This window comes from Aquificaceae bacterium, assembly GCA_037481935.1.
In the GTDB taxonomy this organism is placed as follows: Bacteria; Aquificota; Aquificia; order Aquificales; family Aquificaceae; genus Pampinifervens.
The window spans coordinates 1-26,767 of record JBBFKQ010000010.1; the positions used below are offsets into that span (position 1 = coordinate 1).

At 47.7% G+C, this 26,767-nt stretch carries 28 protein-coding genes, 1 tRNA gene and 1 pseudogene; 11 read left to right on the forward strand and 19 right to left on the reverse strand.

The genetic code is table 11. The features are described 5' to 3' along the window. Positions 1–119 precede the first annotated feature (119 nt). From glyS to secF, 3 genes are read right to left on the reverse strand one after another with little or no spacing between them, the layout of a single operon-like run. Complete coding sequence (gene glyS / locus WHS43_08485) at positions 120–2,102, reverse strand: glycine--tRNA ligase subunit beta (protein MEJ5339674.1); 1,983 nt, start codon at positions 2,100–2,102, stop codon at positions 120–122. 1 nt (position 2,103) lies between these two features. After that, positions 2,104–2,676, reverse strand: coding sequence for a tetratricopeptide repeat protein (locus tag WHS43_08490; protein MEJ5339675.1), 573 nt, complete (start codon positions 2,674–2,676; stop codon positions 2,104–2,106). Between the two features lie 8 nt (positions 2,677–2,684). Then, on the reverse strand, positions 2,685–3,548 hold the full coding sequence (gene secF, locus WHS43_08495; protein MEJ5339676.1) for a protein translocase subunit SecF: 864 nt from the start codon (positions 3,546–3,548) through the stop codon (positions 2,685–2,687). Positions 3,549–3,563: 15 nt separating this feature from the next. On the opposite strand from secF, the gene WHS43_08500 reads away from it, so the two are divergent. Then, positions 3,564–5,045 carry a glycosyltransferase family 39 protein gene (locus tag WHS43_08500; GenBank protein MEJ5339677.1) on the forward strand — a complete coding sequence of 494 codons (1,482 nt, stop codon included), beginning with the start codon at positions 3,564–3,566 and terminating at the stop codon, positions 5,043–5,045. Here WHS43_08500 and WHS43_08505 read toward each other — a convergent pair. Next, positions 5,039–6,133: an OmpA family protein gene (locus tag WHS43_08505; protein MEJ5339678.1), complete on the reverse strand. Its 1,095-nt coding sequence runs from the start codon at positions 6,131–6,133 to the stop codon at positions 5,039–5,041. The two genes, WHS43_08500 and WHS43_08505, sit on opposite strands and share 7 nt — an antisense overlap. Before the next feature lie 42 nt (positions 6,134–6,175). Between WHS43_08505 and dtd the strand changes: the two genes are divergently transcribed. Continuing rightward, positions 6,176–6,619 carry a D-aminoacyl-tRNA deacylase gene (gene dtd, locus WHS43_08510; GenBank protein ID MEJ5339679.1) on the forward strand — a complete coding sequence of 148 codons (444 nt, stop codon included), beginning with the start codon at positions 6,176–6,178 and terminating at the stop codon, positions 6,617–6,619. Here dtd and WHS43_08515 read toward each other — a convergent pair. Then, positions 6,616–8,466, reverse strand: a complete 1,851-nt coding sequence (locus WHS43_08515; protein ID MEJ5339680.1) for a DUF87 domain-containing protein — start codon at positions 8,464–8,466, stop codon at positions 6,616–6,618. The genes dtd and WHS43_08515 overlap by 4 nt on opposite strands. Further along, positions 8,450–9,064 carry a dephospho-CoA kinase gene (coaE, locus tag WHS43_08520; protein ID MEJ5339681.1) on the reverse strand — a complete coding sequence of 205 codons (615 nt, stop codon included), beginning with the start codon at positions 9,062–9,064 and terminating at the stop codon, positions 8,450–8,452. The genes WHS43_08515 and coaE overlap by 17 nt, the downstream gene beginning before the upstream one ends. A 30-nt stretch (positions 9,065–9,094) precedes the next feature. Here coaE and WHS43_08525 point away from each other — a divergent pair, with 30 nt between their 5' ends. From WHS43_08525 to WHS43_08540, 4 genes are read left to right on the forward strand one after another with little or no spacing between them, the layout of a single operon-like run. Beyond that, positions 9,095–9,343: a cytochrome c gene (locus WHS43_08525; protein MEJ5339682.1), complete on the forward strand. Its 249-nt coding sequence runs from the start codon at positions 9,095–9,097 to the stop codon at positions 9,341–9,343. A 20-nt stretch (positions 9,344–9,363) separates the two neighbouring features. Continuing rightward, positions 9,364–10,569, forward strand: coding sequence for a gephyrin-like molybdotransferase Glp (glp, locus tag WHS43_08530; protein MEJ5339683.1), 1,206 nt, complete (start codon positions 9,364–9,366; stop codon positions 10,567–10,569). Further along, a complete protein-coding gene (locus tag WHS43_08535) occupies positions 10,569–10,919 on the forward strand; it encodes a nucleotidyltransferase domain-containing protein (GenBank protein ID MEJ5339684.1) in 351 nt (116 codons plus the stop codon). The genes glp and WHS43_08535 overlap by 1 nt, the downstream gene beginning before the upstream one ends. Next, on the forward strand, positions 10,865–11,287 hold the full coding sequence (locus tag WHS43_08540; protein ID MEJ5339685.1) for a nucleotidyltransferase substrate binding protein: 423 nt from the start codon (positions 10,865–10,867) through the stop codon (positions 11,285–11,287). The genes WHS43_08535 and WHS43_08540 overlap by 55 nt, the downstream gene beginning before the upstream one ends. Here the strand turns inward: WHS43_08540 and sreC are convergent. From sreC to WHS43_08570, 6 genes and pseudogenes are all read right to left on the reverse strand, one after another. Continuing rightward, positions 11,284–12,294 carry a sulfur reductase subunit SreC gene (gene sreC, locus WHS43_08545; GenBank protein ID MEJ5339686.1) on the reverse strand — a complete coding sequence of 337 codons (1,011 nt, stop codon included), beginning with the start codon at positions 12,292–12,294 and terminating at the stop codon, positions 11,284–11,286. The genes WHS43_08540 and sreC overlap by 4 nt on opposite strands. Before the next feature lie 2 nt (positions 12,295–12,296). Next, positions 12,297–12,995, reverse strand: coding sequence for a sulfur reductase subunit SreB (gene sreB, locus WHS43_08550; GenBank protein MEJ5339687.1), 699 nt, complete (start codon positions 12,993–12,995; stop codon positions 12,297–12,299). A gap of 2 nt (positions 12,996–12,997) precedes the next feature. Continuing rightward, positions 12,998–13,375: a CZB domain-containing protein gene (locus tag WHS43_08555; protein ID MEJ5339688.1), complete on the reverse strand. Its 378-nt coding sequence runs from the start codon at positions 13,373–13,375 to the stop codon at positions 12,998–13,000. Between the two features lie 3 nt (positions 13,376–13,378). After that, positions 13,379–13,930, reverse strand: a complete 552-nt coding sequence (locus WHS43_08560) for a Uma2 family endonuclease (GenBank protein MEJ5339689.1) — start codon at positions 13,928–13,930, stop codon at positions 13,379–13,381. Beyond that, positions 13,927–16,865, reverse strand: a pseudogene (gene sreA / locus WHS43_08565) (sulfur reductase subunit SreA). Before sreA ends, WHS43_08560 begins: the two are co-directional and overlap by 4 nt. Before the next feature lie 20 nt (positions 16,866–16,885). After that, positions 16,886–17,854, reverse strand: coding sequence for an SDR family NAD(P)-dependent oxidoreductase (locus WHS43_08570; protein MEJ5339690.1), 969 nt, complete (start codon positions 17,852–17,854; stop codon positions 16,886–16,888). A 16-nt stretch (positions 17,855–17,870) separates the two neighbouring features. Between WHS43_08570 and WHS43_08575 the strand changes: the two genes are divergently transcribed. Together WHS43_08575 and WHS43_08580 are read left to right on the forward strand one after the other, a co-directional pair. Then, positions 17,871–19,775 (forward strand): ATP-dependent DNA helicase, encoded by a 1,905-nt coding sequence (locus WHS43_08575; protein ID MEJ5339691.1) that lies wholly within the window; start codon positions 17,871–17,873, stop codon positions 19,773–19,775. Positions 19,776–19,854: 79 nt separating this feature from the next. Next, positions 19,855–20,364: a DsrE family protein gene (locus tag WHS43_08580; GenBank protein ID MEJ5339692.1), complete on the forward strand. Its 510-nt coding sequence runs from the start codon at positions 19,855–19,857 to the stop codon at positions 20,362–20,364. 1 nt (position 20,365) lies between these two features. Here the strand turns inward: WHS43_08580 and WHS43_08585 are convergent, their stop codons facing one another. Continuing rightward, positions 20,366–20,629: a NifU family protein gene (locus WHS43_08585; GenBank protein MEJ5339693.1), complete on the reverse strand. Its 264-nt coding sequence runs from the start codon at positions 20,627–20,629 to the stop codon at positions 20,366–20,368. 80 nt (positions 20,630–20,709) lie between these two features. Here WHS43_08585 and rimM point away from each other — a divergent pair, with 80 nt between their 5' ends. Further along, the gene (rimM, locus tag WHS43_08590) at positions 20,710–21,195 is read left to right on the forward strand and encodes a ribosome maturation factor RimM (GenBank protein MEJ5339694.1); all 486 of its coding nucleotides are present in this window, start codon (positions 20,710–20,712) and stop codon (positions 21,193–21,195) included. Here rimM and lpdA read toward each other — a convergent pair. Both lpdA and WHS43_08600 read right to left on the reverse strand, forming a co-directional pair. Then, entirely contained in the window at positions 21,192–22,583 is a 1,392-nt protein-coding gene (lpdA, locus tag WHS43_08595) for a dihydrolipoyl dehydrogenase (protein ID MEJ5339695.1), read from the reverse strand. The genes rimM and lpdA overlap by 4 nt on opposite strands. Further along, on the reverse strand, positions 22,576–22,779 hold the full coding sequence (locus WHS43_08600; GenBank protein ID MEJ5339696.1) for a hypothetical protein: 204 nt from the start codon (positions 22,777–22,779) through the stop codon (positions 22,576–22,578). Before WHS43_08600 ends, lpdA begins: the two co-directional genes overlap by 8 nt. Before the next feature lie 90 nt (positions 22,780–22,869). On the opposite strand from WHS43_08600, the gene WHS43_08605 reads away from it, so the two are divergent. Further along, entirely contained in the window at positions 22,870–23,445 is a 576-nt protein-coding gene (locus WHS43_08605; GenBank protein ID MEJ5339697.1) for a hypothetical protein, read from the forward strand. On the opposite strand, the gene WHS43_08610 is transcribed toward WHS43_08605, so the two are convergent. The 3 genes from WHS43_08610 to WHS43_08620 all read right to left on the reverse strand — a co-directional run bounded on the left by WHS43_08610 (position 23,405) and on the right by WHS43_08620 (position 24,687). Further along, entirely contained in the window at positions 23,405–24,040 is a 636-nt protein-coding gene (locus WHS43_08610) for a superoxide dismutase (protein MEJ5339698.1), read from the reverse strand. The two genes, WHS43_08605 and WHS43_08610, sit on opposite strands and share 41 nt — an antisense overlap. A gap of 67 nt (positions 24,041–24,107) precedes the next feature. Continuing rightward, entirely contained in the window at positions 24,108–24,548 is a 441-nt protein-coding gene (locus tag WHS43_08615; GenBank protein MEJ5339699.1) for a copper chaperone PCu(A)C, read from the reverse strand. 65 nt (positions 24,549–24,613) lie between these two features. Further along, positions 24,614–24,687 (reverse strand) — tRNA-Arg (locus WHS43_08620). 23 nt (positions 24,688–24,710) lie between these two features. Here WHS43_08620 and WHS43_08625 point away from each other — a divergent pair. Beyond that, positions 24,711–25,883: a type III PLP-dependent enzyme gene (locus WHS43_08625; protein MEJ5339700.1), complete on the forward strand. Its 1,173-nt coding sequence runs from the start codon at positions 24,711–24,713 to the stop codon at positions 25,881–25,883. Here WHS43_08625 and WHS43_08630 read toward each other — a convergent pair. Further along, a complete protein-coding gene (locus tag WHS43_08630; GenBank protein MEJ5339701.1) occupies positions 25,846–26,688 on the reverse strand; it encodes a twitching motility protein in 843 nt (280 codons plus the stop codon). The two genes, WHS43_08625 and WHS43_08630, sit on opposite strands and share 38 nt — an antisense overlap. Positions 26,689–26,767 lie beyond the last annotated feature (79 nt).

A 26,767-nucleotide genomic window follows, 5' to 3' on the forward strand; every position in this document is an offset into this window, starting at 1 on the left:
ATAGCTGAAACTTCTCTTTCCTTTTCAAAGGACTCCTCCAGTCATGACAACAGGAATTTTTCAGGAGCATAAATTAATCCCTCCTCCAGATACTGTCAAGTAGCGTCTATGGTTTTTCATCATTTATAGCCTCCTTCTGTTACTATCTTGCTAAAATCCGCAAACCTGTTGAAAAGTTTTTTTATTCTGTATAAGAGGGCAAGCCTGTTTTTCCTTATTTCCTCCCTGGGGTCCATTACCAGCACTTTATCAAAGAAGTTGTCTATGGGTTCTTTCAGAGCTGAGAGACTGAGCAAATCCTGCGTGCCCTCAAGCCCCCTTAAGGCTTCCCAGAGCCTTTTCTCTTCCTCTTCAAGAAGCAGCCCTTCTTTCACCATACCTTCCCCCCATTCTGGAGGCAGTATCCTCACTACCCTCCTGTAGGCTTCAGCTATATGTTTAAATTCTTCCTCCTCCCTCAGGCTGGCAAGGGTTTTTACCGTGTTTATCACTTCGTAAGGTCTCAGCGGATTTTTAACTTCAAGAACTGCCCTCACAAGGTCATAGCCATAGGGGTCAAGGTAAGCTTCAAGCCTTGCTTCAAGAAACTTTCTAACATCCTCATGGGACCCTTCAAGAAGTTGAGAAAGGTCCACATCCCAGCCAAAGGCATCTATTATGGCAAAGAGCCCATGGGCAAGTCTTCTCATACCATAGGGGTCTGAGCTTCCGCTGGGAGACTCACCCACAGCCATGAAGGTGCTAAGGCTATCAAGCCTGTCCGCAAGGGAGAGCACCGCAGAAATATGGCTGGAGGGCAGTGGGTCTGTTGGACGCACAGGAAGGTAATGCTCATAGATAGCAAGGGCAACCTCAGGGTCTTCGCCCTGCCTCAAAGCGTAAACATACCCCATGTATCCCTGAAGCTCATCAAACTCCCTCACCATCTGCGTCAGAAGGTCTGCCTTGCATAGCTGGCTTGCCCTCTCTATCTTTCTCTTCTTTTCTTCAGACAGCCCAAGGAGGTCCGCCAGCTTCATGGCAAGGGCTCCAACCCTTCTTACCTTCTGGAGCATACTGCCAGCCTTTGGATGGAAAAGGACTTCAGAAAGCCCGGGAACAAGCTCCTCAAGGGGCCTTTTGAGGTCCTCTCTGTAGAAGAAGAGGGCATCCTCAAGCCTTGCCCTAATCACCTTCTCGTAGCCTTTTACTATCACCCCATCCCTGGGATAGTTGTTGCTTATGGCTATGAAGTAAGGTAGGAGTTTACCCTCCTTCTCCACACAGAAGAACCTCTGATGGTGTGCAAGGACGGTCATTATGACCCTGTCTGGAAGCTCAAGGTAGCTTTCATCAAACTTCCCTACCACCGCAAAGGGGAACTCCACTAGGTTTGTTACCTCCTCCTCCAGACCCTCGGGATATAGAGGCCTTCCGCCAAGGGCATAGGCTTCATCCTGAAGGAAGGCAAGCACCATGCCAAGCCTCTCCCTGTAATCTGCAATCACGTAGTTGTTCCTTAGAACCTCCATATAATCTCCTGCCCTCTTCAGTTCTATTGGTCCTGGGGATAGAATTCTGTGGCCGAGGGTGAACCTGCCTGCCTTTACCCTTCCAAAGGAGAAGGGCAGAACTTCATCACCGTAGAGGGCGCATATCCACCTGATGGGTCTTGAAAATCTGAGGTTTGAGGAATCCCATCTCATGGTTCTCGGAAAAGGGGCAGACTGGAGAAGCTCCTCAAACTGCTGAGAGAGTCTTTCAAGAGGTGAGACTTCCCTTACCCTTCTCCTTATGGCGGTGTAGAGTCCCTCACCTTTATGAAGTTCAACAAGGTCCTCCATGTCTGCCCTGTTTCTTTCAAGAAAGGCAAGGAGCGCTCTTGTGGGCTTTCCCTCCTCATAGGCCACCTTGACGGGTGGACCGTAGATAATTTCCTCTCTCTCTGGGGCAATGTTTTCAAGGTTTTTTACAAAGAAGGCAAGCCTTCTGGGTGTTGCGAAGGCCTGTATATCGTGCCTGTGTAGAATCTGGGAAAGCCTCTCCTTCATATAGTTCAGAGCAGACAGTATAACACCGGCGGGCAGCTCCTCAGTTCCTATTTCTATAAGAAGGTCTTTCATACTATTCCCCCATAAGAGAAAGAGCTTGTGCAATGTTGGCAAAGTAAGTGTTGGGGAATTTCTCCTCAATCTTTTTCAGAAGAGCCTGTGCTTCCTGCGTCCTTCCCTCTTTCCTGAGCACCTGTGCCTTGAGCAGAAGGGCGCTCACATAGTTAAAATCTTCTTCCCTAATACCTTCCAACTCTCTAAGAGCCTCCCTGTTTTTGCCCTTCTTGAAAAGCTCATAGGCATACCTTTCCCTGTATAGGGATTGGAGCTCTCTGTCCTTCAGGCTCTTCACTACTTCATGAGCAACAGCCTCTTCATTAACCTTCACATCCTTTGTGTGTTCTGCCATGTATAGCTCGTAGGAGAGGAAAAGAGACCTGAAGGAGCTATCCTTTGAGGAAGCTGAATCTATCAGCTCCTTTGCCTTCATGTAGTTCCCCGCTTGCAGGAGTTTTCTTATTTCATACTCCTTGTATGCAAGCTCCTGAAGTTTGCGATTTGTGTAACTTTTCCAGAGAAGGAAAGCGCCCACAAGAATAAGGGGAAGGATTAAGAAAGCACCTACTCTGAGAATTATATCCCTCATTAACAAAATTATACACTCACAGGCTGTGGTCTGAGCCTGCTCTTAATGTCAAAGACCAGTGCGCTGGCCACAAAGATAGAAGAGAGCGTGCCCACCACAACGCCCACCACAAAGGCAAACATTATGTTGGAAAGGGCAGGACCTCCAAACAGGAAAAGGGTAAGGGATACTACAAAGGTGGTAAGGGAGGTCATCAAGGTTCTCGCAAGGGTCTGGTTTATGGAGGTGTCTATAAGCTCTCTGAAAGGTGTTCCCTTTCTTATGCGCAGGTTTTCCCTTATCCTGTCAAAGACAACCACCGTATCCGATACAGAATATCCTGCCACTATGAGGAGTGCTGCCACCACATCAAGGTTAACCTCCCTCTGGGTTATGGAGTAAGCTCCCACCACTATAAGCACATCATGAGCCAGAGCAACTATGGCGCCCAGTGCCCAGAGAGGCTCAAACCTGTATCCAAGATAGAGGAGTATGCCACCAATGGCTACAAGCATTGCCCATATGGCTTTCTGACGCAGTTCTGATGTTATTATACCCCCTATGCTCTCAGACCTTATGAGTTCATATTTAGAAAGCTTTTTCAGTTCCTCAAGGGCTCTTTCTGAAGGGTCTCCGAGCCTGAGCTTTACAATAACCGTCCCCTGAGCGGTGTCCTGAACCTGAAAGTGGGAGTAGCCCGCACCTTCCAGAAGCTTTCTCACATCTCCCACCTTCACAGGCTTTTCAAACTTCACCTCAAGAACACTTCCTCCTGTAAAGTCAAGCCCCAGGTTAAGGCCCCTGTAGGCAAGGGATAGAAGGCTCAGTAGCAAAAGGAGGAGGGAGACAAGGTATGCATAATACCTGAGGCTTATGAAAGGTATGCTTTTCATGTTTATAATTGTAGCATGCTTTATCTTCTGGCTCTGCTGGTGCCAGTTCTCTATTTTTTTAATCTTGGTGCCTTTCAGGTCTGGTCTCCCAACGAAGCCTTCTATGCAGACTCTGCACGCAGGATGCTCCAGAGTGGAGACTTCATAACACCCTACTACAACGGAGAGCTGAGGCTCAACAAGCCACCCATGACCTACTGGCTTGTGGCTACTGGATACTCTCTTCTGGGTGTTAACGAGTGGGGTCTCAGGCTCATGCATGCTCTCCTCGGACTGGGGACGGGGTTGATAACAATGCTAATGGCGAGGGAGCTCACAGGGAGCTGGAGAATTGGGCTTCTGAGCTTTCTTGTCCTTACCCTTTCTGTGCAGTTCTTTGCCAACTCTCAGTATGCATCTCCGGAGGTGCCCTTTACCCTCTTCATAACACTGAGCCTATACTTCTGGCTTCTATACTACAGAAGGGGGGTTTTCCTCCTTCTCCCTCTTGCCTTTCTTTCTTCTTCCCTTGCCATGCTTGTGAAGGGTCCTGCTGGCTTTGTGCTGCCAGCTGGTGTGGTCTTTTTTTACCTGCTCTTTACAAACCCTGGGGAGCTTCTCAGGCTCAGGTATTATATGCTTAGCCTTCTGGCCATAGTGCTGGGTCTGTGGTGGCATGTATATCAGATATTTACAAAGGGAAGCCTGTTCTGGGAGGTCTTCTACAGGGAAAATCTCAGGCGTGTGTATCATGGTGATGAGCCTTTTTACTTTTATCTTGCTGACCTGAATGTGAGCTTTCTGCCCTACTCCATACTCTTCTTCCCCGCCCTTGTATGGGTAGTCCTCAGGGTGAGGAGAGAATACGCTTTTCCTCTTGTGTGGTTTGCCTTTGTGTATGGACTTTTCAGCCTTGTAGCCCAGAAGATACCCGTGTATGTGCTTCCTGCCTTTCCTGCCCTTGCCATAATCACCTCTGGCTTCTTGATTTCTGAGGAGTGGGGAAGGGTTAAAAAAGCTCTGTCTCTGTCTGTTTCAGCCCTTGTGGTGCTCTTACTTTTTGCTGGCGTGCTTTTCTTCTCGCTCAGTCCTCTGTTGCTTCTTCTATTGCCCCTTCCTCTTCTTCTATTTCTGAGAGATTTCAGACTTTCTCCGGCAATGGCAGGTCTTCTGTTGATAGTATTTCTCAAGCTGGGGCTTCTGCCAGAGCTCGAAGAGAAAAGATGGGTCAGAGAGCTTGGAGAGTTTATAAGGAGGCTTGACCCTTCTGCAGTTAAACCAACTTACGAGGTGGGGCACTTTCACCATAGCCTACCCTTCTATGCGGAGAGAAGAATAATAAGGGACAGACAGCCAGAGGCAGGCTCGCTTGTAATTTTCAGGCTTGGGTCCTTTGAGGGCTGTAAGCCAGTAAAAACCTTCAGGCTCTACACAGGTTCAGAAAGCAGGCTCTTCAGGTTCCTCATGGATGCCCGCGGGGATAAAAGATTTGAAGACTTTGGCGTCTGCCTTTACTGACCGGGCACCTGAATCACTATAAACTCTGCCCTTCTGTTGGTAAGCCTACCAATGGGTGTGGCGTTGTCCGCTATGTATCTTTCCTTTCCAAAGCCTGCTATTTCTATCCTCTCTGAAGGTATACCAGCTTTAATAAGGTAGTCTCTTACAGCCTGAGCTCTCCTTAGAGCAAGCCTGTCATTGTAAGCCTTTGGACCGATGCTGTCGGTAAAGCCCTCTATCCTTACTCTCACGCCAGGGTTTTCCTTGAGAGCTTTAACCACCTCATTAAGAAGCGGTATGTATTCCCTCTTTATGTTGTGTTTATCAAAATCAAAGTGAACCCTTGCGGTCACCATGAGGAGCTCTTCCTGAGGCTGAGGTGGCTTGGGAGCTGGAGCGGGAGGAGGAGCTGGTTCAGCCTTTGCAAGCTCCGGAAGGAAGGGCTTACCTGTGTAGCATTCAAGGTTTCCGTCCCTGGCTATGTTTACTTTCTGTATGGCAGTGTTTATTTCAGTCTGCGCCTTTCCGTAAAAATCCACAACCTTTGTAATGCTTGGCTGGGGTTTTGAGAGCTCGTAAGCCATGGCATCATAATAAACCTCAGCCCTTGCAAGCTCGGCGGGTGCACAGCTAAGAGCCCTGTTCTCTCTTGCATACTTGAGGCTTGAATTGAGAGAGCTTATGTCCAGCCCAAGACTCTTTTCATACTCAACCCTTATTCTTGAGCCTTCCTCCTCATCATAGTATAGTGGCTCACCATACTCACCGTATTCAACCTTCTTAACCCTCTTTACCTCTGCCTGCTCTATGAATTCAATGTTATCAAGCTCCACCCTTCCTGCCCTTGCCTTTGAAAGGGCACTGAAGCTCTTTACCATAAAGAGCCTTGAGCCAGCCTCATCCAGACTGGAAGCAAGGGAGTTTGCCACATCTCTGCTTGTCCTCGCCTTCTCAAAGTGATATGGGTCTTTGAGGTCAATTTCTGCTCTCTTTGCAAGCTCAATGCTTCTCTGGACCTGATTTACACCATCAAGAATCCTCATGTTAGAAAAGTCCTGTGCATAGAGGAGTGCAGAGCTCATGAGTAAGAAACCAAGCTTTTTCATGCTTCCCTCCTTTCTCCTTATTCTACAATAAAATTTTACACCATGAGGGCTGTTCTGCAAAGGGTAAAAGAGTCAAGGGTTCTTGTGGATGGCTCGGAGGTTGCACGCATAGGTGAGGGGCTCAACATACTACTGGGGGTTGGGGTGGGTGATACTGAAGATGACGTTAAAAAGCTCGTAGAAAAGATAATAAACCTGCGTATCTTTGAAGGCTCCTCCGGAAAGTTCAACCTTTCTCTTCTTGATATAATGGGCTCTGCACTTGTTGTATCCCAGTTTACGCTCTATGCCAACATAAGAAAGGGCAGAAGACCCAGCTTTGAGCTTGCAGAAAAGCCTGAGAGGGCAAGGGAGCTCTATGAGCTCTTTGTAGAAAGACTCTCGGAGCATGTGCCCACCCAGTGTGGTATGTTCGGTGCCATGATGGAGGTTCATATAGTCAACTGGGGACCTGTTACCATAATACTTGACAGCAAGGAGATTTAGAGTTCTATTTCTAAAAGCATGCTGAAGGGCACGGCTATACCGCTCAGGAAAAGGTGACCCGGTTTGAGGGTGGGTAACAACCTGACCTGGTCTTCGTAGGGATATTCAAAGAACTGTGAAACTGCGTTTATGTCATTCTGCGTTATCAGCCTGAAGATTGCCTGAGTGTTGAGTTGAGAGAGCACATACTTGCTCAAGTTTGCAGGTCTCTGAGAGACAGCCAGAAGACCAACTCCAAACTTTCTTCCTTCAAGGGCTATCCTCTTTGTCATACTTATGGCCAGGTTCTCCCTGCCTGCAGGAACCTCCGTGGCTCCCCTCTCTGGAGCAAAGTTGTGAGCTTCTTCAAGAACAAGGAGCCTTCTTGAAGGTTTTGACCTGGCAATGGACATTATCTCTCTGAGAAGGAGCCCCGTCATGTTTAGCCTGGTGTTTATGTTCACCACATCCCTGAGGTCTATTATGACCACATCAGCAGGTGAGCTGAGGGCTTCACCCAGCAACCTGAAGACTTGTGGTTGATTCTGGAGGACCTCTTCACCCATGTCTTTTGACAACATACGGAGCACTTCAAGCACCTCCTTTTTCAGTCCACCCTTAGAAGCCTCAAGGAGCATGTCTCCCAGGCCTCTTTCAGCATAAGCGGAGAGTCTGAGGTCCGGTTTTATGTAAGTCCTCATGTGGGTGAGGAATGTCCTTTCCTCCTCACCTTTCTCCTGAAGTAAAAGTCCATATTCTCTAAAGAGCTCCTTTATATCCTCCACCCATAGAGGAAGAAGTGTATAGGGTATTCTTACGTGGTGAATTCTGCTCTCTTCAATTCTGAGCTTCTGCCTGTACTCTCCGAACAGGTCAAAGACAAAGGTTTTGCATACAGCGGGTGGCGTGTTTTCAATGAGCCTTGCCACAAAGGTGGTCTTTCCAGAGCCTGTGGTCCCGAGGATAGCCATGTGCATGGAGCTTATTTTTGCAAGGTCCACATAAACTGATACTGGCCTTCCCACAAGGTTTCCAACCCTCACAGGCAAGTCCATTGAATAGCCAGAGAGGTTTGTTTTCATAACCCTCTTGAGGTCCTCATCCCCCTCTCTTACAGGAAGAAGCTGGTCACCCGGACGAAGACCGGAGAGGGGTGTGCCAAAGTAGCCCTCCTCTTTTTCTCTGAGCTCAAGGAGCACCCTGACCTTTCCCATAAGACCAGACGCCCTGAGAGAGGTTCTGAGGTAGGCAACAGCCCAGACCCTGCTTTCAGAGGGACCCTCTAAGGATTCTGGCTGACCTGTATGGGTGTATACCTTTGTGAGCTTGCACAGAAGCCTTCCATGCTCCCTTTGAGCCCACAGAAAGGACTGCTCTGGGAGGTTTTCAAAGAGAGCCACCACCGCCTCTGTGGAAGATTCAACGGACAGAACAACCGCCACCGTATCCTCAAAGAGTCTTACAGACCTTCTTTTGTAGTCCTCAAAGAGCTCAAGAAGCCTCCTTGCCTCCTCTCCATGCAGGGCGACCATGACCTCTAAATTGCCATCCTCCTCAAGTCCCGGTCTTGTGAGGTTTGCAGAACCCACAAGGGCTAGTCTGTCGTCTATCAGTATGAGCTTCGCATGAAGCTTTTCGTTTATGTATAGCTCAGCACCATACCTTTCAAGAGCTTTAAAAGTGCCCTCTCCCGTTATGCTCAAGTCCCTAAGCTCCCCGGCTCTGAGTATAACCTCAAGCCTCACACCTCTAGGAAGCACCTCGAGGAGTTTTTCAAGCATGCACTGGTCAATCCAGGGAGAGGCTATCTTCAGGCTCTTGCTGGCTGTTGCCACTTCCCTTCTGAGTATCTCAAGATATTCCTTCATTCTGAAACTCCACCCAGTTTCTGAAAACCCTCACAAGCTCAAGTGTTCTACTTCTAAGGTTATCCAGAGTTCCCCTGTTCTCCAAAATAAAGTGGGCGTATCTGAGCTTTTTCTCTGGAGGCATCTGATTTTTCCACCTTCTTTCAAAGTCTTCAGGACTGTAGCCAGCTCTCAGGGCTCTATCTCTGCATACCTCATAGGGTGCATACACCAGAAGAGTTGCATGGTAGTTTCTGTAGGTGCCCTTTTCCACGAGAAGGCTTGCCTCAACAACTACCACACCCTTTTCTGGAATTTTCCTGAACTCCTCTTCAAGCCTTTTGTAAAGGGCTATGTGGGTTATATTCTCTAAAAGCCTGAGCTTTTCAGCGTCCTTAAAAACCATGTCAGCAAGCCTTTTCCTGTCAATTTCTCCACCTTCATCAAGTATTTCACTGCCAAAAGCCCTTACCACCTCTGTGTAGACCTCACCCCTTTCTTCGTAAAAGCTCCTTATAATCCCATCTGCATCAAAAACCTGAAAGCCCGCTTCCTGAAAAAACCTTCCCACAGTGGACTTGCCCGAGCCAAGGTTTCCCGTCAGGGCTATCTTTAGCATTAAGGGATATTTTAAACTGGAGGTGCTGACATGAAGAGGCTTTTTGCTGTGCTATTTCTTATAAATCTTAGCTTCGCTGTGGAAGGAGAGCTCATTTTCAAAAACTCCTGTATGAGATGCCACACCGATAAGGACAAGAAGCCACTGGGCTATCTGAAGGAAAAATATAAAGGCAAGCCGGAGGCGGTTGCGGAGCTCGCCAGAAGGTGCCCATGGGGTCAGGGTCTGTCGGAGATGGAGATAGAGCTGGTGAGCAAGTGGCTGGCGGGTGTTAAGTAGAATGCGTTAATATATTCTCCATGCTAACACCTTACGAGGATGCACTGGAGCTGCTACTCGAAAACACAGAACCCTTGCCCACTGAAAAGATTTTCCTGTGGAATACCCTTGACAGAGTGCTTGCAGAGGACATAAAGGCGGATACAGACAAGCCTCCCTTTGACAACTCTGCAATGGATGGTTATGCGGTCAGAAGTGAGGACATCTCAGAAGTCCCTGCAAGGCTCAGGCTTGTGGGAGAGGCTCCGGCGGGTGGTGATGCGGACATAAGAGTGGAAAAGGGCACAGCGGTAAGGATATTCACCGGGGCTCCCATACCAGAGGGTGCGGACACGGTGGTGCCCGTGGAGTTTACAAAGCTTGAAGGAGAGTATGTGCTTGTGGAAAAGTCCCTAAGAAAGGGTGCCAATGTAAGACTGAGGGGTGAAGAGATAAAAGGAGGTGAGGTAATCCTCCAGAGGGGGACAAGAGTCAGAAGGTATGAGGTTAGTCTTATGGCTTCTGTGGGCAGAGTAATGGTGGAGGTCTTCAGAAGACCGAAGGTTGCCATCCTCTCAACGGGGGATGAAATAAGGGAGCTGGGAGAAGCCCTCGAAAGGCCCTCTCACATAAGAAGCTCCAACAACCATGCCCTGTATGCGGGGGCTTTAGAGCTTGGGTGTGAAGTGGTTCACTTAGGGATAGTGAGGGATGAGCCTGAGGAGATAGAAAGGGTGCTCAGGGATGTGGAGAGCTTTGACATATTTGTAAGCACGGGAGGCGTGTCTGTTGGTGATAAGGACTTTGTGCAGAGGCTCGTAAAGGAGATGGGCTTTGAGGTCCTCTTTCACAAGCTCAGGATAAAGCCTGCAAAGCCAGTGCTCCTTGCAAGAAGGGGCAGGAGCCTCTTCTTCGGTCTTCCTGGAAACCCTGTTTCCTGCATCATGGCTTTTGACCTTCTTGTAAAGCCTGCCATAAGGAGGATGCAGGGATTTCAGGAGTGCAGACCGCCTCTATACAGGGCGGAGCTGGTGAGGGGCTTTTCAAGAAAAGATGCGGAAAGAAGGGAGTTTGTGAGGGCAAGATTCTGGCAGAGAGATGGAAGGCTCTTCTGCGACTACTCCCCAAAAACCCAGTCCCACATGCTCACCTCCTACGTGGATGCCAACTGTTACATGGTGGTATACGAGGACGTGCATGAGCTTAAGGCAGGGCAGGTGGTGGACATAATCCCCTTTGACTGGTGATGGGAAAGAAGGAGATAGAAAGGTTAAGAGGGCAGGTGCTTCAGACTCTGGGAGAAAGGCTAAACATGGAAAAATGCCTTCTTCTGCTGTATGGCTCAACCGCTCTGGGAGAGGATACGGAGCTTTCCGACATAGACCTTGCACTGGACTGTCTTGAACCCCTTGATGACAGGCTGTTCCTTGAGATTGTAGAGGAGCTGAGTCTGAGAGTGGATACACCCAGAAAGATTGAGCTGGTGGAAATAAGAAGGCTTTCGGAAGAGTTCCTTGAAAGTATCATAAAAGGAGCGGTGCTATGGCATGTGGGGAGAGACTACTTAAAAAGCTGGTTCAGACAGAGAAGGCTCTGAAAAAGCTGGAAGGGGTAAGGGCTCTTGAGGAAAGGCTTGAAGAGGAGCTTCTCTACGAAGTGGCTACAAAGAGGTTTGAATACACCTTTGAAAGCCTGTGGAAGACAATAAGACTTTTTCTGCTTGAAAAGAAGGGGCTTGAGTGCAACTCACCCATGGATTGCCTAAAGGGCTTTTATTCGGTGGGTCTTCTCAGCAGGGAAGTTGCGGAGAAAATCGCAAAAACGGTCAGGCTCAGGAACGAAGTGGTCCACATCTACGACTTTTCTCTTGCGGGGAGAGCATATGTAGACATAAACTCAACCGCACTGCCCCTCTTCAGGGCGGTGGTTGAAAGAATAAAAGAGGAGTGCCAGAAGGAGGATTAGAGCCTTATAACAGTCTTTTTCCTCTCCATGTAGCCCTTTCTCAGCCTGTAGCCCTCCTCAGGATAAAGCCCATAAAAGAGGTTCTGCACATGGTTTCCTTCCACAAAGAAGCACCACCTTTCGAGAAAGCTCCCCACCACGAGGCTTGCAAAGGTTATGGCGTAGAAGGTGTAGTTATAGTTGCCAGTAATCCAGGAGTAGAGCACCAGAAAGAGGGGAACCACGAAGGTGAGTATGTATGCAACGGGAAGAACAGAGCCCAGAAGGTCTTTCCCTTTTTTGTAGTAGAACTCCGTGGTGCAGTAGTTATCGGTGGTGCTACCCGTGTCAAGAACCCTGATTGGTCTGTTGTGAGGAAGGTTGAGGGCTTCGTTTATGGTGGGTCTTGATATGAGAAACTGTCTTATGTTAAAGGCTATCCTGAAGGCAAGACCCAGGGACAGGAAAAGGAAGGTAAGGAAAAGGTAGGCGGGAATAAACTCCGGTCTGTAGTGGTAAGTAAGAGCCAGAAAGGCTGAAGAGCCAAGCATGAGATACATATTGAGGTAGTAAAGAACTGTGAAAGATGTGTTCCACTCAAGCACGAACTTGTTGCTGGCATATATCATGGCAGTAGAGAGGGCTGAAAGCCAGCCGAGGATAAAGGTTGTTATTCCAAGCAAGTGCTGCAAAAAGGGCTGTGCGTTAAAGTAGTAAGAAAGCCCATACAGAAGTAGGGTAAAACCATAAGCCCCGCTGAAGACTGCCTCCCTTGAAAGCCAGGAGGTGTGAAAACGTCTTATTGCCTTCCACGCTCTCAACTTGTGTCCAAGGTGAAAACTTGCCCCTATAGCACCCAGACCTATGAGAATGAGAGAAATGATGAGAGATATAAGAACCGCATTCCTGGGCATGGCAGTGTTTCTGCCAAAGAGAGTGAGAAATTCCATAAAGTAGGTAAAGGTAAAGAGGCCTATAGAAACACCGGCGGTAAGGAAAAACCATATAAGAGAGACTGGTGGGTGCATGCTTAACCTCCTACATGATGTCTTCTTAAAACTTCAAGGAAGAGCGGGTTATCGTGCTTTAAGAGGTGTTCATCCACATGAACCTTTGTTTCTGTCCTTGGTAGATAGTGATTGCCGGGGTTTGTTCCCATATCAGAGAAGAGCACGAAGCCGTTTCGCTCCTTTATAACTCTGTATACTTCACTTTCTGGGTCTTCTATGTCCCCAAAGAACCTCGCCCTTGCAGGACAGGTAAGAACACAGGCAGGTCTTCTATGTTCTGGTGGCAGGGACTCGTCGTATATCCTGTCTATGCAGAGGGTGCACTTTTTCATCACCTTGTCCGCTTCATCAAACTCCCTACAGCCGTAGGGGCATGACCAGGAGCAGAGTTTACAGCCTATGCAGTCATCGTAGTTTACCAGCACTATACCATCCTGCTCTCTCTTATAGCTGGCTCCAGTTGGACAGACAGGCACACAGGGCGCATCCTGACAGTGCAGACAGGACTTGGGAAGATGAAAGACCTGCGTGTTGGGAAATTCACCCATCTCATAGCTCATTATCCTGTTATACCATACGCCCTGTGGTTCCTTTCCATAGGGGTCAAAGTCGGAAAGGGGACCAAAGGCAGCTTGAGTGTTCCACTCCTTACAGTTGGTAGCGCAGGCATGACAGCCAACGCATGTGTTTAGGTCTATTACAAGGGCAAACTGTGCCATGCCTAAGCCTCCTTATTAATTAGCTGTTTTAGAGATAAAAGTTTTTGAAAAAGTTTAGTTGACAATTCTTTCATTCTCTTAAGGTTTTCCGCATCAGTTTCCTTCCTGTTTTCTAAATCTATTTGCATGCTAATCTCATGAAATTCACAGTGAATACTCTCTATCTCTTCCAATACAGCCATTACATCTTCTGGAAGTTCCCCCTTTACTGGAGCTACCAACTCATCCCACCTTTTGCCAAAATTACAGCTATGGCAGTCCTTGTGCTCAAAGGGTTTGCCTTCCTTTATAGCTCTTTCCAGCTTGTTTATGTAAAGAGCGTGCTGAGATATGTAAATGTCCGCATCCTTTACCAACTCAGAAAGCTTAGTCAAAGGCATCGCTTACACCTCACCAAATACTTCTTTCAGGTCTAAATCTATACCCAGAAGTTCAGACTTTACAGAGCCCTTTTCTTTTGCTTTGGATATGAGCTTAAAGCCTTCTTGGGAGTTGGCGTAAACCTCAAAGGTCTTTCTTTTTGGGTCTACAATCCAGTATTCTTTAACGCCTGAGCGCTCATAAACTTCTTTTTTCTCCGTCAGGTCATAATAGGCTGTTGAAGGTGAGAGTATTTCCACAACAATGTCAGGTGCTCCTTCTATACCTTTTTGGCTTATCTTTGCTTTTGAACCTTCAAGCAACACCACTATATCAGGCTGATAGGCGTTCTCTTGGTCAAGGTAGACATCAAAAGGAGCTATAAAAACTTTGCCTTTTTTTGTCTTTTCCACAAGCTCGTATAGCTTAATAAAAAATCTCTTCTCTGTTTCTTGATGCTCATAACCTGGCGCTGGGCTCATGATAAGCTCTCCCTCAATAAGTTGATAAGGGCTACCCTCTGGCAAGCGCTCGTAGTCCTCAATGGTGTATCTTTTCTTTTCTACTACCTTCACGGCTTATACCTCAGGACGGGCACCCACCTTTCTTCTATATAAGGTAGAGGTTTTACCTCAAACTGGGGTGCGGTTTCTGGCGTTTGGTCTTGAGCTTTATAAACCTTTACCTTTGTGTCAAACCAGGCAAGGTGGCCAGTGATTGGGTCTCCGTAGTAGATTTCTTTTCCTCCTATCTTTATGCTGTGGGGTATAACATGGTTCAACAAAAAGCCCTCATGGCCCTCTTCGGCCTCTGGCTTGAGGCCCCAAGCTCCCTTCATTTTACCTATGGCGTTCCAGGTCCATACGGAGTTGGGTTCTGTGGTTTCTGTCAAAAAGACCTGGCATTTTACCTTTCCTATCCTTGACTCTACCCAAACCCAGTCTAGGTGCTTTATGCCAAGCTTTTCCGCCGTTTTTGGGTTCATGTAAAGGTAGTTCCTTGAAGATATTTGTCTTAGCCATGCGTTTTGTGAGTCCCAAGAGTGGTACATCCATTGGGGCCTTTGTGTAAAGGCATAAAGGGGGTAGTCCTTTCCGGAAACCTCTTCCTCAAAGGGTGGATACCAGAAGGGTAGAGGGTCAAAGTACTTTATAAGCCTTTCCCTCAATATGGGGTCGTTGGGTGGTTGGTTTTTGCCCTCCCATAGGCCTTGGCCGGCAAGCCTAAAGGTCTGCAAGGTCTCAAGGTAGAAGTTAAAGATTATGGGCGCCACCTTTTTCATAAAGCCTACGCTTACTGCCCATTCTTGGTAGTCTTTGTTAACATGCCTGTAATATCTCATGTTTTCCGGGAGCTTGTAGTAGAAAAAGCCCTTATTCTTTATGTACATTTCAAGCTGGTTGGGGTTTGGTTCTCCTACAAAGTGCTTGTCTCCGTTTTTGCCACGCCATCCTGCCAAGGCTCCCACTCCCGGCCTTATCTGCCAGTTTATAAGAAAGTCCTTAAAGTCCTTATACTTCCTTGAACCATCTGGGTTTACAAAGCCAGGAAGCTTGAGCCTTGAGCCAAGCTCTACCATCACATCTCCCCAGCCTCTCACGTCGTAGCCGTTTGCCACAGGGTCTATAATAGGATGCCTGAGGGCATCCACTGGACCATCCACCGCGGAAGGCGGCCTGTCAAGAAGCGAAAGGGAAAACCATTGCTCAAGGTATGTGGCATCTGGGAAAACCAAGTCGGAATAAGCCACTTGCTCGCTGTAAAAGGCATCTATGGTTATCACCTTTGGAATTATGTAATTGCCAGCTGGGTCTGTGGCGGTTAAGGCTTCTATTATGTAAGGAATATTTTGGGAAGAGTTCCAAGCCATATTTGCCATGTATATCATCAAGACTTCTATGCCGTAAGGATTTCTTTCATATGCAGCAGGGATAACGTTTTGAATACAGCCATGTGCTGTAAGTGGGAACCACCAGCTATAAGCATGGTCTATTCTAACTGGGTTGCCTTTCTCATCCACTAAAAGGTCATCTGGGCTTTGTGGATATCCAAGATGCGGTCCTGGGTAAACCTCTCCATACTTTATCTCATCGGGCCTTGTGATCTTATAAGGCTTCGGTAGGTCCTCAATGTGCTTTGGATAGGGTGGCTTGTTGAGGAAGCCTCCGGGCACATCTACCACTCCTAGCATCATCATAAGAAGGAAGATGGTCCTGGCCGTCTGAAAGCCGTTGGTGTGGGATGCCACTCCTCTCATAACATGGAAGGATACGGGCCTTCCTATAACCTTTTTGTGCTTTCTTCCCCAAACATCCACCCACTCTATAGGAAGCTCTATGGGGTGGTATAGGGCTATGGTGCCCATCTCCTTGGCTATCCTTTCTATGTCCTTGGCGGGTATGCCCGTTATCTTCTCTACTTTTTCTGGGCTATAGTCTTTTACAAGCCTCTCTGCAAAGATCTCAAAGGCTGGTCTTACCCTGTAGCCCTCTGGCGTGGTAAATTCACCTATAAAGGCAGGGTCTAAGTCCTCTGGCACTACCCTGTCTGCAGGCTTAAAAGACTGGGACTTTTTGTCAAAGACCATGGGCTTGCCTTCCTGGTTCCTATAAAAGAGTCCATCCTTTGGAGTGCCGGGAGCCTGAATTACAAGCCAAGATGCGTTGGTATATTCTCTTAGAAAATCCCAGTTTACCAGGTTGTATTTGAAAAGCGCATGCATTATACCCATAAAGAAGGCGCCATCTGTGCCCGGTTTTATGGGTACCCACTCGTCCGCTACAGCTCCATAACCCCACCTTACGGGGTTTACCACCACAAACTTTCCACCCTTTCTTTTCATCTCTTGAATGCCAAGCTTGAAGGGATTGGAAGAGTGGTCTTCGGCCACACCTATAAGCATAAAATACTTGGTGTTTTCAAAATCCGCTTCTCCAAACTCCCAGAAGGAACCACCGATAGAATAGAGGCCCGCTGCTGCAATGTTAACAGAGCAAAAACCACCGTGTGCTGCCCAGTTAACCGTACCAAGCTGGGATGCAAACCAGCTGTTTATCTGTTGCATTTGGTCCCTTCCTGTGAAAAAGGCTATCTTGTAAGGTCCCTTTTTGCGAGCTTCCTCAAGCCACTGGGTGGCTATCTGAAGGGCTTCTTCCCACTCAATCTCCCTGAATTGCCCGGAGCCTCTTGGACCAACTCTGAGAAGTGGTTTTCTTAGCCTTGCAGGGCTGTATTCCTTCATTATGCCAGAGGAACCCTTGGCACAGAGAACACCTTTGTTGGTAGGATGGTCGTCGTTGCCCTTTATGTATGTCACTTTATTATTTCTTACATATACCTCTATACCACACCTGCATGCACACATATAACATGTGCTGTAGGCTTTTCTGTCATAAAAGCTACCGCCTATCTCCATGGTAGACCTCCTGTGAAGTTATAAAATAAAACTTTTTCACAGTCTTTCCCTTTCAACCTTCTTATATGTTTATAAGCCCGGCTTATTACTCCTATAAGCCTGTCTTATGTAGATATTAAACCCTCACCTCCTTTACCCACCCCCAGTTCTTCAGAGTCCATTCCACAGTCCTTTTTATACCCTCCTCAAGGCTCACCTGAGGCTTCCAGCCAAGAAGACTCTCAGCCTTCTGAATGTCCGCCCATGTGGCTTTCATATCAGCTTTGTGGAAATCTTTTAGCTCAAGCTGTGCCTTTTTGCCCGTGTATTTTTCTATGAGACCTATAACCTCCAGTAGAGTGTGGGGGTTGTTGTTGCCCAGGTTTATTATCTCGTAGCCTAGGGGCTTTGTGGCCAGTATGGTTCCCTCTGCAATGTCGTCAATGTAGGTAAAGTCCCTGCTCTGGGAACCGTCGCCAAAGACCTCAAGTGTCTTCCCTTCCAGAACCCACTTTATGAACCTGAAGATGCTCATGTCAGGCCTTCCTGCAGGACCGTAGACGGTAAAATATCGAACCACAGACACATCTATGCCATACAGGTAGTGGTATGTGTAGCACAGCACCTCTGCAGACTTTTTGGAGGCAGCGTAGGGCGATATGGGTGTGTTCACCGGCAGGTCTTCCCTGAAGGGCATGGGCTGTCCTGCATAAAGGGATGAAGTGGAAGCGAGCACAAACTTTTTTATGCCCCGCTCCCTGCAGAGCTCAAGGAGGTTGAGAGTTCCCAGCACATTGGTGGTAAAGTAAACTTGGGGGTTTTCTATGGAATACCTGACCCCTGCCCTTGCCGCCTCGTTTATCACACAGTCAAAGGAATGCCTTTTAAAGGCCTCTTCCAGTGAATGCCTGTCCTCAATATCCATATGGTAGAAGGTAAAGTTCTCATACTCCTTCAGAAGCCCCAGCCTGTATTCCTTCAGCCTTGTATCGTAGTAATCGTTCATGTTGTCCACGCCAACAACTTTAAAACCCTTTTGAAGGAGCTTCTCTGAAACCTTCCACCCTATAAAGCCCGCACAGCCGGTGACCAGAAAGCTCTCCATGGCTTAGAATTTTAACATGCCCCTTGAAATCTACGAATTTTTGCTGAAAAAAGGCTTAGAGAGAAGACCTGTGCAGGAAAAGTTCTTCAGCATTGTCCTGTCAGCCATAGAGGAGGGAAACAACTGCGTGAAGGTCATTCAGGCACCTACAGGAACGGGAAAGACCTACGGCTATCTCATACCCCTTATGGAAAAGGGGCAGAAGGCCATAATCTCCACGGGAACAAAGCTCCTTCAGGAACAGCTACGCAGAGACATAGAAACTCTGAGGTCTTGTTACTTATACATCTTCGGCAAGGAGATAAGCTATCTTGTTATGAAGGGCAAGAGCAACTATCTGTGCCTTGACAGGTATTACGATCTGCCTCTGGAGAAAAGACCGGCTGAGCTGGAGATGGCTGTGGAGGGGAGCTGGGATGGAGATTTTGAATTTGTGAACCTTGAGACAGAGCTCAGAGAGAGGCTGTGTGTGGATGATGACTACTGCACGCCCCACTACAGGCAGACATGCAGTTTCAGGCAGGATTGCTACTACTGGGGAAGGTTAAAAAGGCTTGAAAGGCAGGCGGACCTTCTTGTGGTAAACCATGCCCTCCTGAGCCTGAAGGAGTTTGAAAACCCTGAAGAAAGGGTGCTGGTGCTTGACGAAGCCCATGAGCTTGACAGATACATAACCAGCAGTCTCACATCAGGGGTATCCCTTTATACCCTCAGAGTGGACATAATGGGCAAGGTGCTTGATTTTCTGAAGGAGGCAAGGTTTGAGCCGGAGGAATTTTTCATAAAAAACTTTGAGAGGCTCTTTAAGGAACAGAAGGAGGAGCTCCCGCTTGAGAGCCTTCAGCCTTATGCAGAAGCCTTTGAAAAGAGCATACTCTCACCACTGCTATTTTTCCACAGGACCATAAGGGAGAACCTTATATCAGAGCTCACAGGCTTTATCACAGACAGAATTTTTGTGAGCCTTACTTTTAAGGATTATCTTCTCAAGAGCGGTCTCGTTGACTGGGAAAGATACCTTGACCTGAAGGCAAACCTTGAGAAACCAACTGAAGAAGAGGAAAGGTGGATAAAGAGGCTAAGAAACTATGAGCTTCTCACAAGAAGACTGCAGAAAGTCAGAGAATTTTACAGAATCATGAAGGAAGACCCTCCCGGTATGGGATACCTTGTGGGCAGGCGATTCAGTAAAAGACTTCAGACTTTCAACTACTGGCTGGAAGTGTTCCCAGTTTTTCCGGCGGGACATGTAGATTTCACAGAATACAGGGCTGTAATAATAACCTCTGCCACCGTTGAACCCGAGGATATAAGGCAGACTCTCGGAATAAGCGGAGAATACTACGAGCTGGAGCATACCTTTCCCTACGAGAGGGTCAATTTTCTCCTTTACTCTGCAGACCCGAGAAAAAAGGAAGAGTGGGAGAACTGCCTCAAAGACGCCTACAGATACCTGAGAAGTTTACATGAGAGAGTGCTTGTGCTTCTTACTAACAGAGAACACATAAAGCTCTTTGAAAGGGAGGAAGGGGTTGCCTTTCAGGGGGATGAGCCCCTGTCCGGTCTTCTTGAAGACCTGAGGTCCGGAAGGATAAGTGCACTGGTCGGTCTTGACAGCCTCTGGTTTGGGGTTGATGTAAAGGGTGAGAAGGGGATCCTCATGGCAAAGCTGCCCTTTGAGAGCCCCGAAGAGCCAATAACCTTTCACAGGATAAGGTTTCTGAAATCTGCGGGACTTGACCCCTTTGAATACCAGAAGAGAAAGGCTCTCATAAAGTTCAGGCAGGGTATAGGCAGGCTCATGAGGAGCAGGGAAGACAGGGGCACCATAGTGCTCTGCGACAGGAGAATATTCAGGTTCAGAGAGTTTCTCAGGGCTCTGGAGGAGCTGGGCATCAGGATTAAGCATATAAGCACATAAATATGCCTTATCTCCTGCTCCAGAGGTTTTATAGCTCTTCCAGACTCGCCCCTTATATTTTTCACAAGGAGGTGCGTATATGGACAGAAGGGGCTTTTTCAGATGGTTATCCTTGCTTGCTTCCGTGCCTTTAATTAACAGAGTAGGACAGGCAAGCCCGCAGAGGCTTGACATGTCTCAGGTAAAAAGGGAGGCAGAGGTTGGAGTTATCTACCACTGCGACTTTCCTCAGGAGGACAGGTTCAGGACCATGCTCAGAAATATAGGCAACCACCTTTCTGTCTATGACTTTAACCCTATGAAAATAAAAATCGTGGTGGTAGCTCACGGACCTGGAGTGAAGTTCTTTATGAAGGACCTGTCGGGCAGTCCATGGGAAAAGGAAACCATAAAGATTCAGGAGCTTTACGAAGAGGAAAAATCCCTCTCCATGTATGGTGTAGAGTATCTCATATGCAACATAACCCTTCAGAGGCTTAAGCTGGATGCCAGCAAACTACATGAATTTACGAAGATAGTGCCATCAGGTGTCGGCATAGTAGGACACCTTCAGGCTGTTGAAAGATTTGCTTACATAAAGGTGCAGTAGCCTAAAAGCCGAAGGTCATGGGGATGTCCATGTTCACATCCTTGACCTCTTTTATGTCAGGAAATTTATTCCTGAGAGCCCTCTCTATGCCTGCCTTGAGCGTAAGCACGGACATGCCACAGCCTGAGCAGGCCCCCACCATTCTCACAAGCACAGTGCCATCCTCCTTTATGTCCACCAGCTCCACATCACCCCCATCAAACCTGAGGGCTGGCCTTATCTCATCAAGAACCGCTTCAACCTCTTCCCATGTGGGCATTGCCATCTTTTTCCTCCTTTAAAAAGTGTATAAACTATAAGAGTATGCAAGGGGATAAGTCCATCAATGAGGAAAATCAATATGTGGTGATAGGAAAGGTGCTTGACACGTACGGTCTGAAAGGAGAGCTAAAGGTGCAGACTTATCTGGAAAGAAGGCACTGGTCAAAAATAAAAAGGGTTTTTCTCAAGCGTAAGGGAGGTGAGTATGTGCCCTTTTCCGTGGAATACACAAAGCCCCACGGCAAGGACCAGCTTATTCTGAAGTTTGAAGGCTTTAATGCTATTGAGCAGGTGGAGGCCTTCAGGGGGGCAAAGATTTTTCTTCCAGAGGAGGAGCTTCCCAAAAAGAAGAGGGGAGAATACTATTACTTTGAGCTTGAGGGGCTGGAGGTTCTTACAGAAAGTGGGAAGCAGGTGGGAAGGGTTTCGGGCATCATTGAACAGAAGCCTTACGACCTTCTGGAGGTGGACGGAGGAAGGCTTTACATACCTTTCGTGGAGGCGCTTGTGAAAGATGTAAGGTTAAAGGAGGGGAAGGTCATAGTAAAGGATATACTGGCTGAGCTCTAATGCCTCCTTGCCCATGTTATGGGACCAAAATGCACCTCCATACCTGCCTGACCTATGACCTCTGAAAGGGATGGGTGGGAATACATGGACTTGGAAAGGAAGTCCACCCTTAGGTCTGCCTTCATGAGGTGAACAACCTGATGGAGAAGCTCACCCGCATGAGGACCAAGTATATGACATCCCAGCAAGCGTCCATCTTCATCCACCACAAGCCTTACAAAACCCTCGTTCTCCCCGTCATCCATAGCCTTTGGGTTTGACACAAAGGAGACAACGCCAACCCTTACCTCGTGCCCCCCTTCCTCCGCCTGGTCTTCTGTGAGCCCCACGCTGGCAATCTCGTAGGCGGAGTATATTATCTTTGGAACAATCCTTTCATCCCTGACCATGTCCTCCTCCCCCAGCATGTGGCTTATGGCTACCTTTGCCTCATACATGGACTTGTGGGCAAGCATGAGGGGTGAGGTTATGTCTCCGCAGGCGTATATGTTGGGGATGCTCGTCTGACAGAACTGGTTTACCTTTATAAAGCCTTTGCTGTCTTTCTGAATACCCACCTCTTCAAGTCCGATACTTTCCGTGTTTGGCTTCCTGCCCACCCCCAGGAGGATAAGGTCTGCACTCACTTCTGAACCATCGGAAAGAACAGCCCTGATACCACCCTCCGAAGGCTCCCAGCTCTCAACTGTAGCTTTCAGCTTTATCTCCACCCCAAGCCTTTTTAGCTTCCTTGCGAGGTATCTGGAGGATTCCTCGGGAATATCCGCAGATGGAAGAAGCCTGTCTTTCAGTTCCAACAGAAGCACCTCAGAGCCATACATCCTGAATATGTAGGCAAACTCCACACCCACTGCACCACCGCCCACTATCAGGATTTTCCTGGGAAATTCCTCAAGGGACCATATCTGGTCTGTGTCGTAGACATACCTTCCATCGGGCACAAGGTTTCCCAGGGAGGAAGTAGAAGAGCCCGTTGCCAGCAGGATGTATCTCCCTCTGAGTTCAATGCCCTCTGGCTCCACCACCACCGTATGGCTGTTCTTGAGAACTCCCCTTCCATAGAAGATGGGAATTTTGAGATGCTCTGCAAACTTTTTGAAGTTTTCCCTTATGGTGACCACCACCCTGTCCCTGCCCTTTTTGAGTTCCTGCATACTGAGCTCGTATCCCTTTAGGAATATGCCATATTCTGGAAGCCTGTGAAACTTATCAAGCATGTAGGCTCCATGCCTCATATACTTTGAGGGTATACAGCCCCTGTTGAGGCAGTTCCCTCCCACTGTCTCTGGGCTCAGCTCCACAAGGGCAACCTTCATACCCCTTCTGTGGGCATACAGTGCCCCCTCGTATCCACCGCTGCCTGCGCCCACTATAACAAGGTCATACATCCTTTCTCTTCCTCCTTTCCCTGTATACTGCCTGCCTGCATTGCCTTATTATGGTGCGATACTTGTAGTAAACGGAAGGGACCTTTATGGGCAATCCGTAATACCTCTCCAGCATAAGCATAATCTCCTCTGTGGTTACATACCTGTGGTTTCTTATCAAGCCCTTTATGTATTTCACTATACGGGTTTCCTTCATGGGTCCTTGATATTTTAACAGGCTCTGGTATACGCCTTGATGAGCTTTGTCATTGTATGCCTCTGACAGAGGGCATAAAGTCTCAGGAGTATGACTCAGGAGCAGTGGGATTTTGTAAATGTGCTCGTAATAGTGGCAAGGTTTGTTCAGGTTTTTGGTTTCTTCTTTGCCATACTCATGCTGGTAAAAGAATTTCCCCTTGGGCACACCTTTCTTGTTTTCGCCATAAATCTGGTAGGCTTCTTTGCCATACTGACTGGTGTGCTCATAAAAGCTTTCTCCCTGCCAGAAGTTCTTATGGCGGATGCGATAATTATTGGTCTCAGCCTTGCTATATTCATGAAGGCTTACAGGGTAAAGAGGCTCAGGGAGAAGTTTCCACCACCGCCCAGACCCCACACCCGATGTCCAGTATGTGGCAGTTTTGTAAACCCTGAAGGAGATTACTGTGTGCTTATGGACAGCAAGAGTCTTCTTTACTTTGATAGAAAGGAACACATGGAAGCCTTCATAGAAAACCCCCAGCTTTACAGGGTTTCAAAAGAGATTAACTACGATGGTGTGAGAAAGATATGCATAAACAAGGAAGAGGGATGGAAAGAATGGGGGCAGAGCCCCCAGCGAGTTACTTCACAAAATCCCTTAGAGCTTCATAGGCCTTCATAGCCTTTTCAAATCTTTCGTTGATAACCTCCCAGTTGAGGTTCTGAAGAAAAGCATCAATGTAAGGGGGTCTTTTGTTCTTCTGGTCCACGTAGTAGGCGTGCTCGTAGGTATCAAGAATTATGATAGGTATGAGGCCTGTGTAGTTATAAACGTTATGAGCGTCAAGGCCATTTATTACTAGCCTTCCGGAGAATATATCCAGACCAAGAAGAGCCCATCCCCTGAAAGCTATGCCCGTTGCCTTTATCTCCTGAATACAGGCATCCCATGAACCAAAGTCCTCCTCTACCTTCTTCTTGAGGGCTTCTGATGGCTGTCCTTTTGCACCAAGATGACCGAAGTAGAGCTCATGAAGCACAACTCCCATGTAGTTGAAGGTTTCCTCCACTTTGAGCTCTCTGAATTCAGAGTAATTCTGGTTTGCCTTGCTTCTGTCTGAAAAGCTCAGATCTGCCAGCTTTTCCTGAATTTCGTTGTATTTTGCCACATAGCCTTTGTAGTGGGCTTCAAAGTGTGGCTCTATCTGCTCGTTGGAAATTCCGTTGAGGTTTGCTGGTTTGAGATGGTCTTTGGGCTGCACCTTATGCACTGGCATGGTTCACCTCCTTAAGGGTTTTTAAGAGATTATAACCCTTCTCTGAGACCACCTTCTATGAGAAAGCTCAGTATCCATGCCTGTGCTGGTGCATTTGACCCCCCATTCCTTTCCTTACAGGTGCCTGCACCTTCACTTCACCGGATTTTTCAAACTTGAGAGTGAGCTCTACCGTGTCGCCCTCCTTCAGTGGCTTTTTGAGGTTTATGAGCATTATGTGAAGACCGCCTGGCTTTAGCTCTACTTTACCACCAGCCGGAACCTCAATAGCCCTTACCCTTCTCATTTTACCTTCTGCAGTTTCATGAAGCTCAGTTATCTCAGAGGCGTTGTTAGAGGCATCAAGAAGTCTGTCTGCCTCCTTACCCTTGTTTTCAATCACCATATAGGCTGCGGACATCTTGGAGGTGGGAGGCACCTCTCTTACCCATGCATCCTTTAACTCAATCTTTGGCTGGGCTAGAGCGACCACTGCAAACGTAAGAGCGCCTGAAAGCACTTTTTTCATGACTTCACCTCCTGAGTGAATTTAAAGAAAATTTTAAAGGTCAGTTTATGAAAAGTCAATGAAAACCAGCCCGGCGGGAGTCGAACCCGCAACCTTGGGATCCGTAGTCCCACGCTCTGTCCAGTTGAGCTACGGGCCGTATGGATTATATTATATGCCATAATGCTTAAGGAAACCATAGACCCCCTATCTCTACAGTATGAGAATTCTCGCAGATACTTTCGAGAATTCCTCTCCGAAAGGGAGCATATCCTTCCACATTTAAAGCCAGATAAAACTCCTGTGCTCCTTATGGACCTGCAGGGTATAAAGAGCAGATACATTGAGGTAAAGTATCACTTTTCCCAGTTTAAGGTTTACTACGCAGTCAAAGCCAACGACCACATGGATGTTCTTAAAACCCTTGCAGAGCTTGGCTCTGGCTTTGAGGTAGCTTCCTCTCAAGAGCTACAGAAAGTTCTTAGCCTGGGAGTAAAGCCAGAAAGGGTCATATCCAGCAATCCCATAAAGCCCATGGATTTCATAGATTACGCCTACAGAAAGGGGATTAACAGGTTTGTGGTGGACTCTTTTACTGAGGTGGACAAGATATCAAAGGTAGCTCCCAGGTCAAGAGTTTATGTGAGGCTGGTGGTTCCCAACGAGGGAAGCGACTGGCCACTTTCAAAGAAGTTCGGCGTGGATGTGGATATGGCCCTTGATATATTAGAATACGCACAGAATAAGGGTCTTGTGCCATATGGCATAACCTTTCATGTGGGCTCGCAGTGCAACAACTTCAGAAACTGGCTAATCGGTATAAAGAGGGTAAGTGAACTCTGGCAGAAGTCAAAACTCAGAGGGCTGAGGCTTCAGATGCTAAACATGGGCGGAGGTATTCCTGTAAGATACACCTACGAGGCCCTCAGGATAGAGGATATAGCCTACTACGTAAAGGGTCTTTTGCAGAAGTTCATGCCCTCTCTCCCCCATGAGCTTCAGATAGAGCCAGGAAGGGGCATTGTGGGAGACCAGGGCATAATGGTCTGCAGAGTTATAGGAAAAGCGAGGAGAGGTGATGAGAACTGGCTATACATAGACACGGGCGTCTTTAACGGGCTTGCGGAGGCTCTGGGGGGAATAAGATACCCCTTCTATCTGGAGAAGGAGGGAGAGCTTAAGGAATGGACTATTGGAGGTGTCTCCTGCGACAGCATGGATGTGGTGGCACGCATGGTGCCGCTGCCTGAGCCAGAAGTTGGGGACTACTTATACATACTCTCCGCCGGTGCCTATACTACTGTTTACGCAGCAGACTTTAACGGCTTTCCAGAGCCTGAGGTTCTGTGCCTCTAAAAGTAAGGGAGACCGTTCCATCTGCATCGCTGTTCACATATACCCATGACCTGAGAAGAGGTTCAGAAAGCTCAAGAAAGGTTTTATCAACTACGGGCATATTTAGCAGAAGTAGCGTATTTTCAGCAAGCCTGAGCATGTATTCCATATCTCTGGATGGTATCACCTCCCTGTAGCCCATGAAAAGCACGTTGGGGTTCATGTAAAAGGCATCCTTAAGACCCTCTTCAAAGGTGTCAACATCCACGCCGACCTCCCTCTGAATTACAAGAGACTGCCCATGCCTGAGCAGGAAGGTAAGAGGCGACTCAAGAATGAACACAACCCTGCTGTAGTTATCACATATATTCTGCAGAAGGGAATATATGAGCGTGTTCACAAGGGCATGATTTTTCCCCTGAAATACAACAAAGCCAGAGCTGTATAGCCTCAATATCTCATCAAGCCTTCCGGCACTATTTTTGTCAGGGCACAGCCTGCCAAGGGGCGGTATATGGTAGGGTGTTTTAAGTATGTAAACCACATAGCTACCCCTCTGGGTTATGTATTTGACCCTGAACCTTCCCACATTCTGAAGACCAAAGGAAAACATCCCCTCCCTTCCAAGTGGACCCAGAGCAAAGGGTGTATGGCTTCTGAGGGCAACCAGCGTATCCCTTATGTCCTCAGGGGTGAGAAGGGCGTCGGATACCTTTATGAGTTTCTGACCCCTCTTTTCCGTTATAAAGGCCTTTGGCACCAGGTATACCTCTGTTATATCCTCGCTTGCACTCAGATAACTTATCAGGTGTGGCACATAGTTCATCCTATCTCTCCTTGTTGATAATCCTCATAGCAGGGTCAGCAGTAAGAATTATATTATGCCTAAACTTCAGGAGGAGAAA

What these genes read in the sequence shown, in the direction of transcription:
- WHS43_08490 (MEJ5339675.1), bottom strand. Translation starts at nt 2,676, where the DNA reads ATGAGGGATATAATTCTCAGAGTAGGTGCTTTCTTAATCCTTCCCCTT.
- WHS43_08605 (MEJ5339697.1), top strand. Translation starts at nt 22,870, where the DNA reads ATGACTCAGGAGCAGTGGGATTTTGTAAATGTGCTCGTAATAGTGGCA.
- lpdA (MEJ5339695.1), bottom strand. Translation starts at nt 22,583, where the DNA reads ATGTATGACCTTGTTATAGTGGGCGCAGGCAGCGGTGGATACGAGGGG.
- glyS (MEJ5339674.1), bottom strand. Translation starts at nt 2,102, where the DNA reads ATGAAAGACCTTCTTATAGAAATAGGAACTGAGGAGCTGCCCGCCGGT.
- WHS43_08575 (MEJ5339691.1), top strand. Translation starts at nt 17,871, where the DNA reads ATGCCCCTTGAAATCTACGAATTTTTGCTGAAAAAAGGCTTAGAGAGA.
- dtd (MEJ5339679.1), top strand. Translation starts at nt 6,176, where the DNA reads ATGAGGGCTGTTCTGCAAAGGGTAAAAGAGTCAAGGGTTCTTGTGGAT.
- WHS43_08625 (MEJ5339700.1), top strand. Translation starts at nt 24,711, where the DNA reads ATGCTTAAGGAAACCATAGACCCCCTATCTCTACAGTATGAGAATTCT.
- WHS43_08610 (MEJ5339698.1), bottom strand. Translation starts at nt 24,040, where the DNA reads ATGCCAGTGCATAAGGTGCAGCCCAAAGACCATCTCAAACCAGCAAAC.
- WHS43_08585 (MEJ5339693.1), bottom strand. Translation starts at nt 20,629, where the DNA reads ATGGCAATGCCCACATGGGAAGAGGTTGAAGCGGTTCTTGATGAGATA.
- WHS43_08500 (MEJ5339677.1), top strand. Translation starts at nt 3,564, where the DNA reads ATGCTTTATCTTCTGGCTCTGCTGGTGCCAGTTCTCTATTTTTTTAAT.
- WHS43_08535 (MEJ5339684.1), top strand. Translation starts at nt 10,569, where the DNA reads ATGGGAAAGAAGGAGATAGAAAGGTTAAGAGGGCAGGTGCTTCAGACT.
- sreB (MEJ5339687.1), bottom strand. Translation starts at nt 12,995, where the DNA reads ATGGCACAGTTTGCCCTTGTAATAGACCTAAACACATGCGTTGGCTGT.
- coaE (MEJ5339681.1), bottom strand. Translation starts at nt 9,064, where the DNA reads ATGCTAAAGATAGCCCTGACGGGAAACCTTGGCTCGGGCAAGTCCACT.
- WHS43_08615 (MEJ5339699.1), bottom strand. Translation starts at nt 24,548, where the DNA reads ATGAAAAAAGTGCTTTCAGGCGCTCTTACGTTTGCAGTGGTCGCTCTA.
- WHS43_08580 (MEJ5339692.1), top strand. Translation starts at nt 19,855, where the DNA reads ATGGACAGAAGGGGCTTTTTCAGATGGTTATCCTTGCTTGCTTCCGTG.
- WHS43_08515 (MEJ5339680.1), bottom strand. Translation starts at nt 8,466, where the DNA reads ATGAAGGAATATCTTGAGATACTCAGAAGGGAAGTGGCAACAGCCAGC.
- WHS43_08630 (MEJ5339701.1), bottom strand. Translation starts at nt 26,688, where the DNA reads ATGAACTATGTGCCACACCTGATAAGTTATCTGAGTGCAAGCGAGGAT.
- WHS43_08600 (MEJ5339696.1), bottom strand. Translation starts at nt 22,779, where the DNA reads ATGAAGGAAACCCGTATAGTGAAATACATAAAGGGCTTGATAAGAAAC.
- sreC (MEJ5339686.1), bottom strand. Translation starts at nt 12,294, where the DNA reads ATGCACCCACCAGTCTCTCTTATATGGTTTTTCCTTACCGCCGGTGTT.
- WHS43_08570 (MEJ5339690.1), bottom strand. Translation starts at nt 17,854, where the DNA reads ATGGAGAGCTTTCTGGTCACCGGCTGTGCGGGCTTTATAGGGTGGAAG.
- WHS43_08505 (MEJ5339678.1), bottom strand. Translation starts at nt 6,133, where the DNA reads ATGAAAAAGCTTGGTTTCTTACTCATGAGCTCTGCACTCCTCTATGCA.
- glp (MEJ5339683.1), top strand. Translation starts at nt 9,364, where the DNA reads ATGCTAACACCTTACGAGGATGCACTGGAGCTGCTACTCGAAAACACA.
- WHS43_08525 (MEJ5339682.1), top strand. Translation starts at nt 9,095, where the DNA reads ATGAAGAGGCTTTTTGCTGTGCTATTTCTTATAAATCTTAGCTTCGCT.
- WHS43_08555 (MEJ5339688.1), bottom strand. Translation starts at nt 13,375, where the DNA reads ATGCCTTTGACTAAGCTTTCTGAGTTGGTAAAGGATGCGGACATTTAC.
- secF (MEJ5339676.1), bottom strand. Translation starts at nt 3,548, where the DNA reads ATGAAAAGCATACCTTTCATAAGCCTCAGGTATTATGCATACCTTGTC.
- WHS43_08540 (MEJ5339685.1), top strand. Translation starts at nt 10,865, where the DNA reads ATGGCATGTGGGGAGAGACTACTTAAAAAGCTGGTTCAGACAGAGAAG.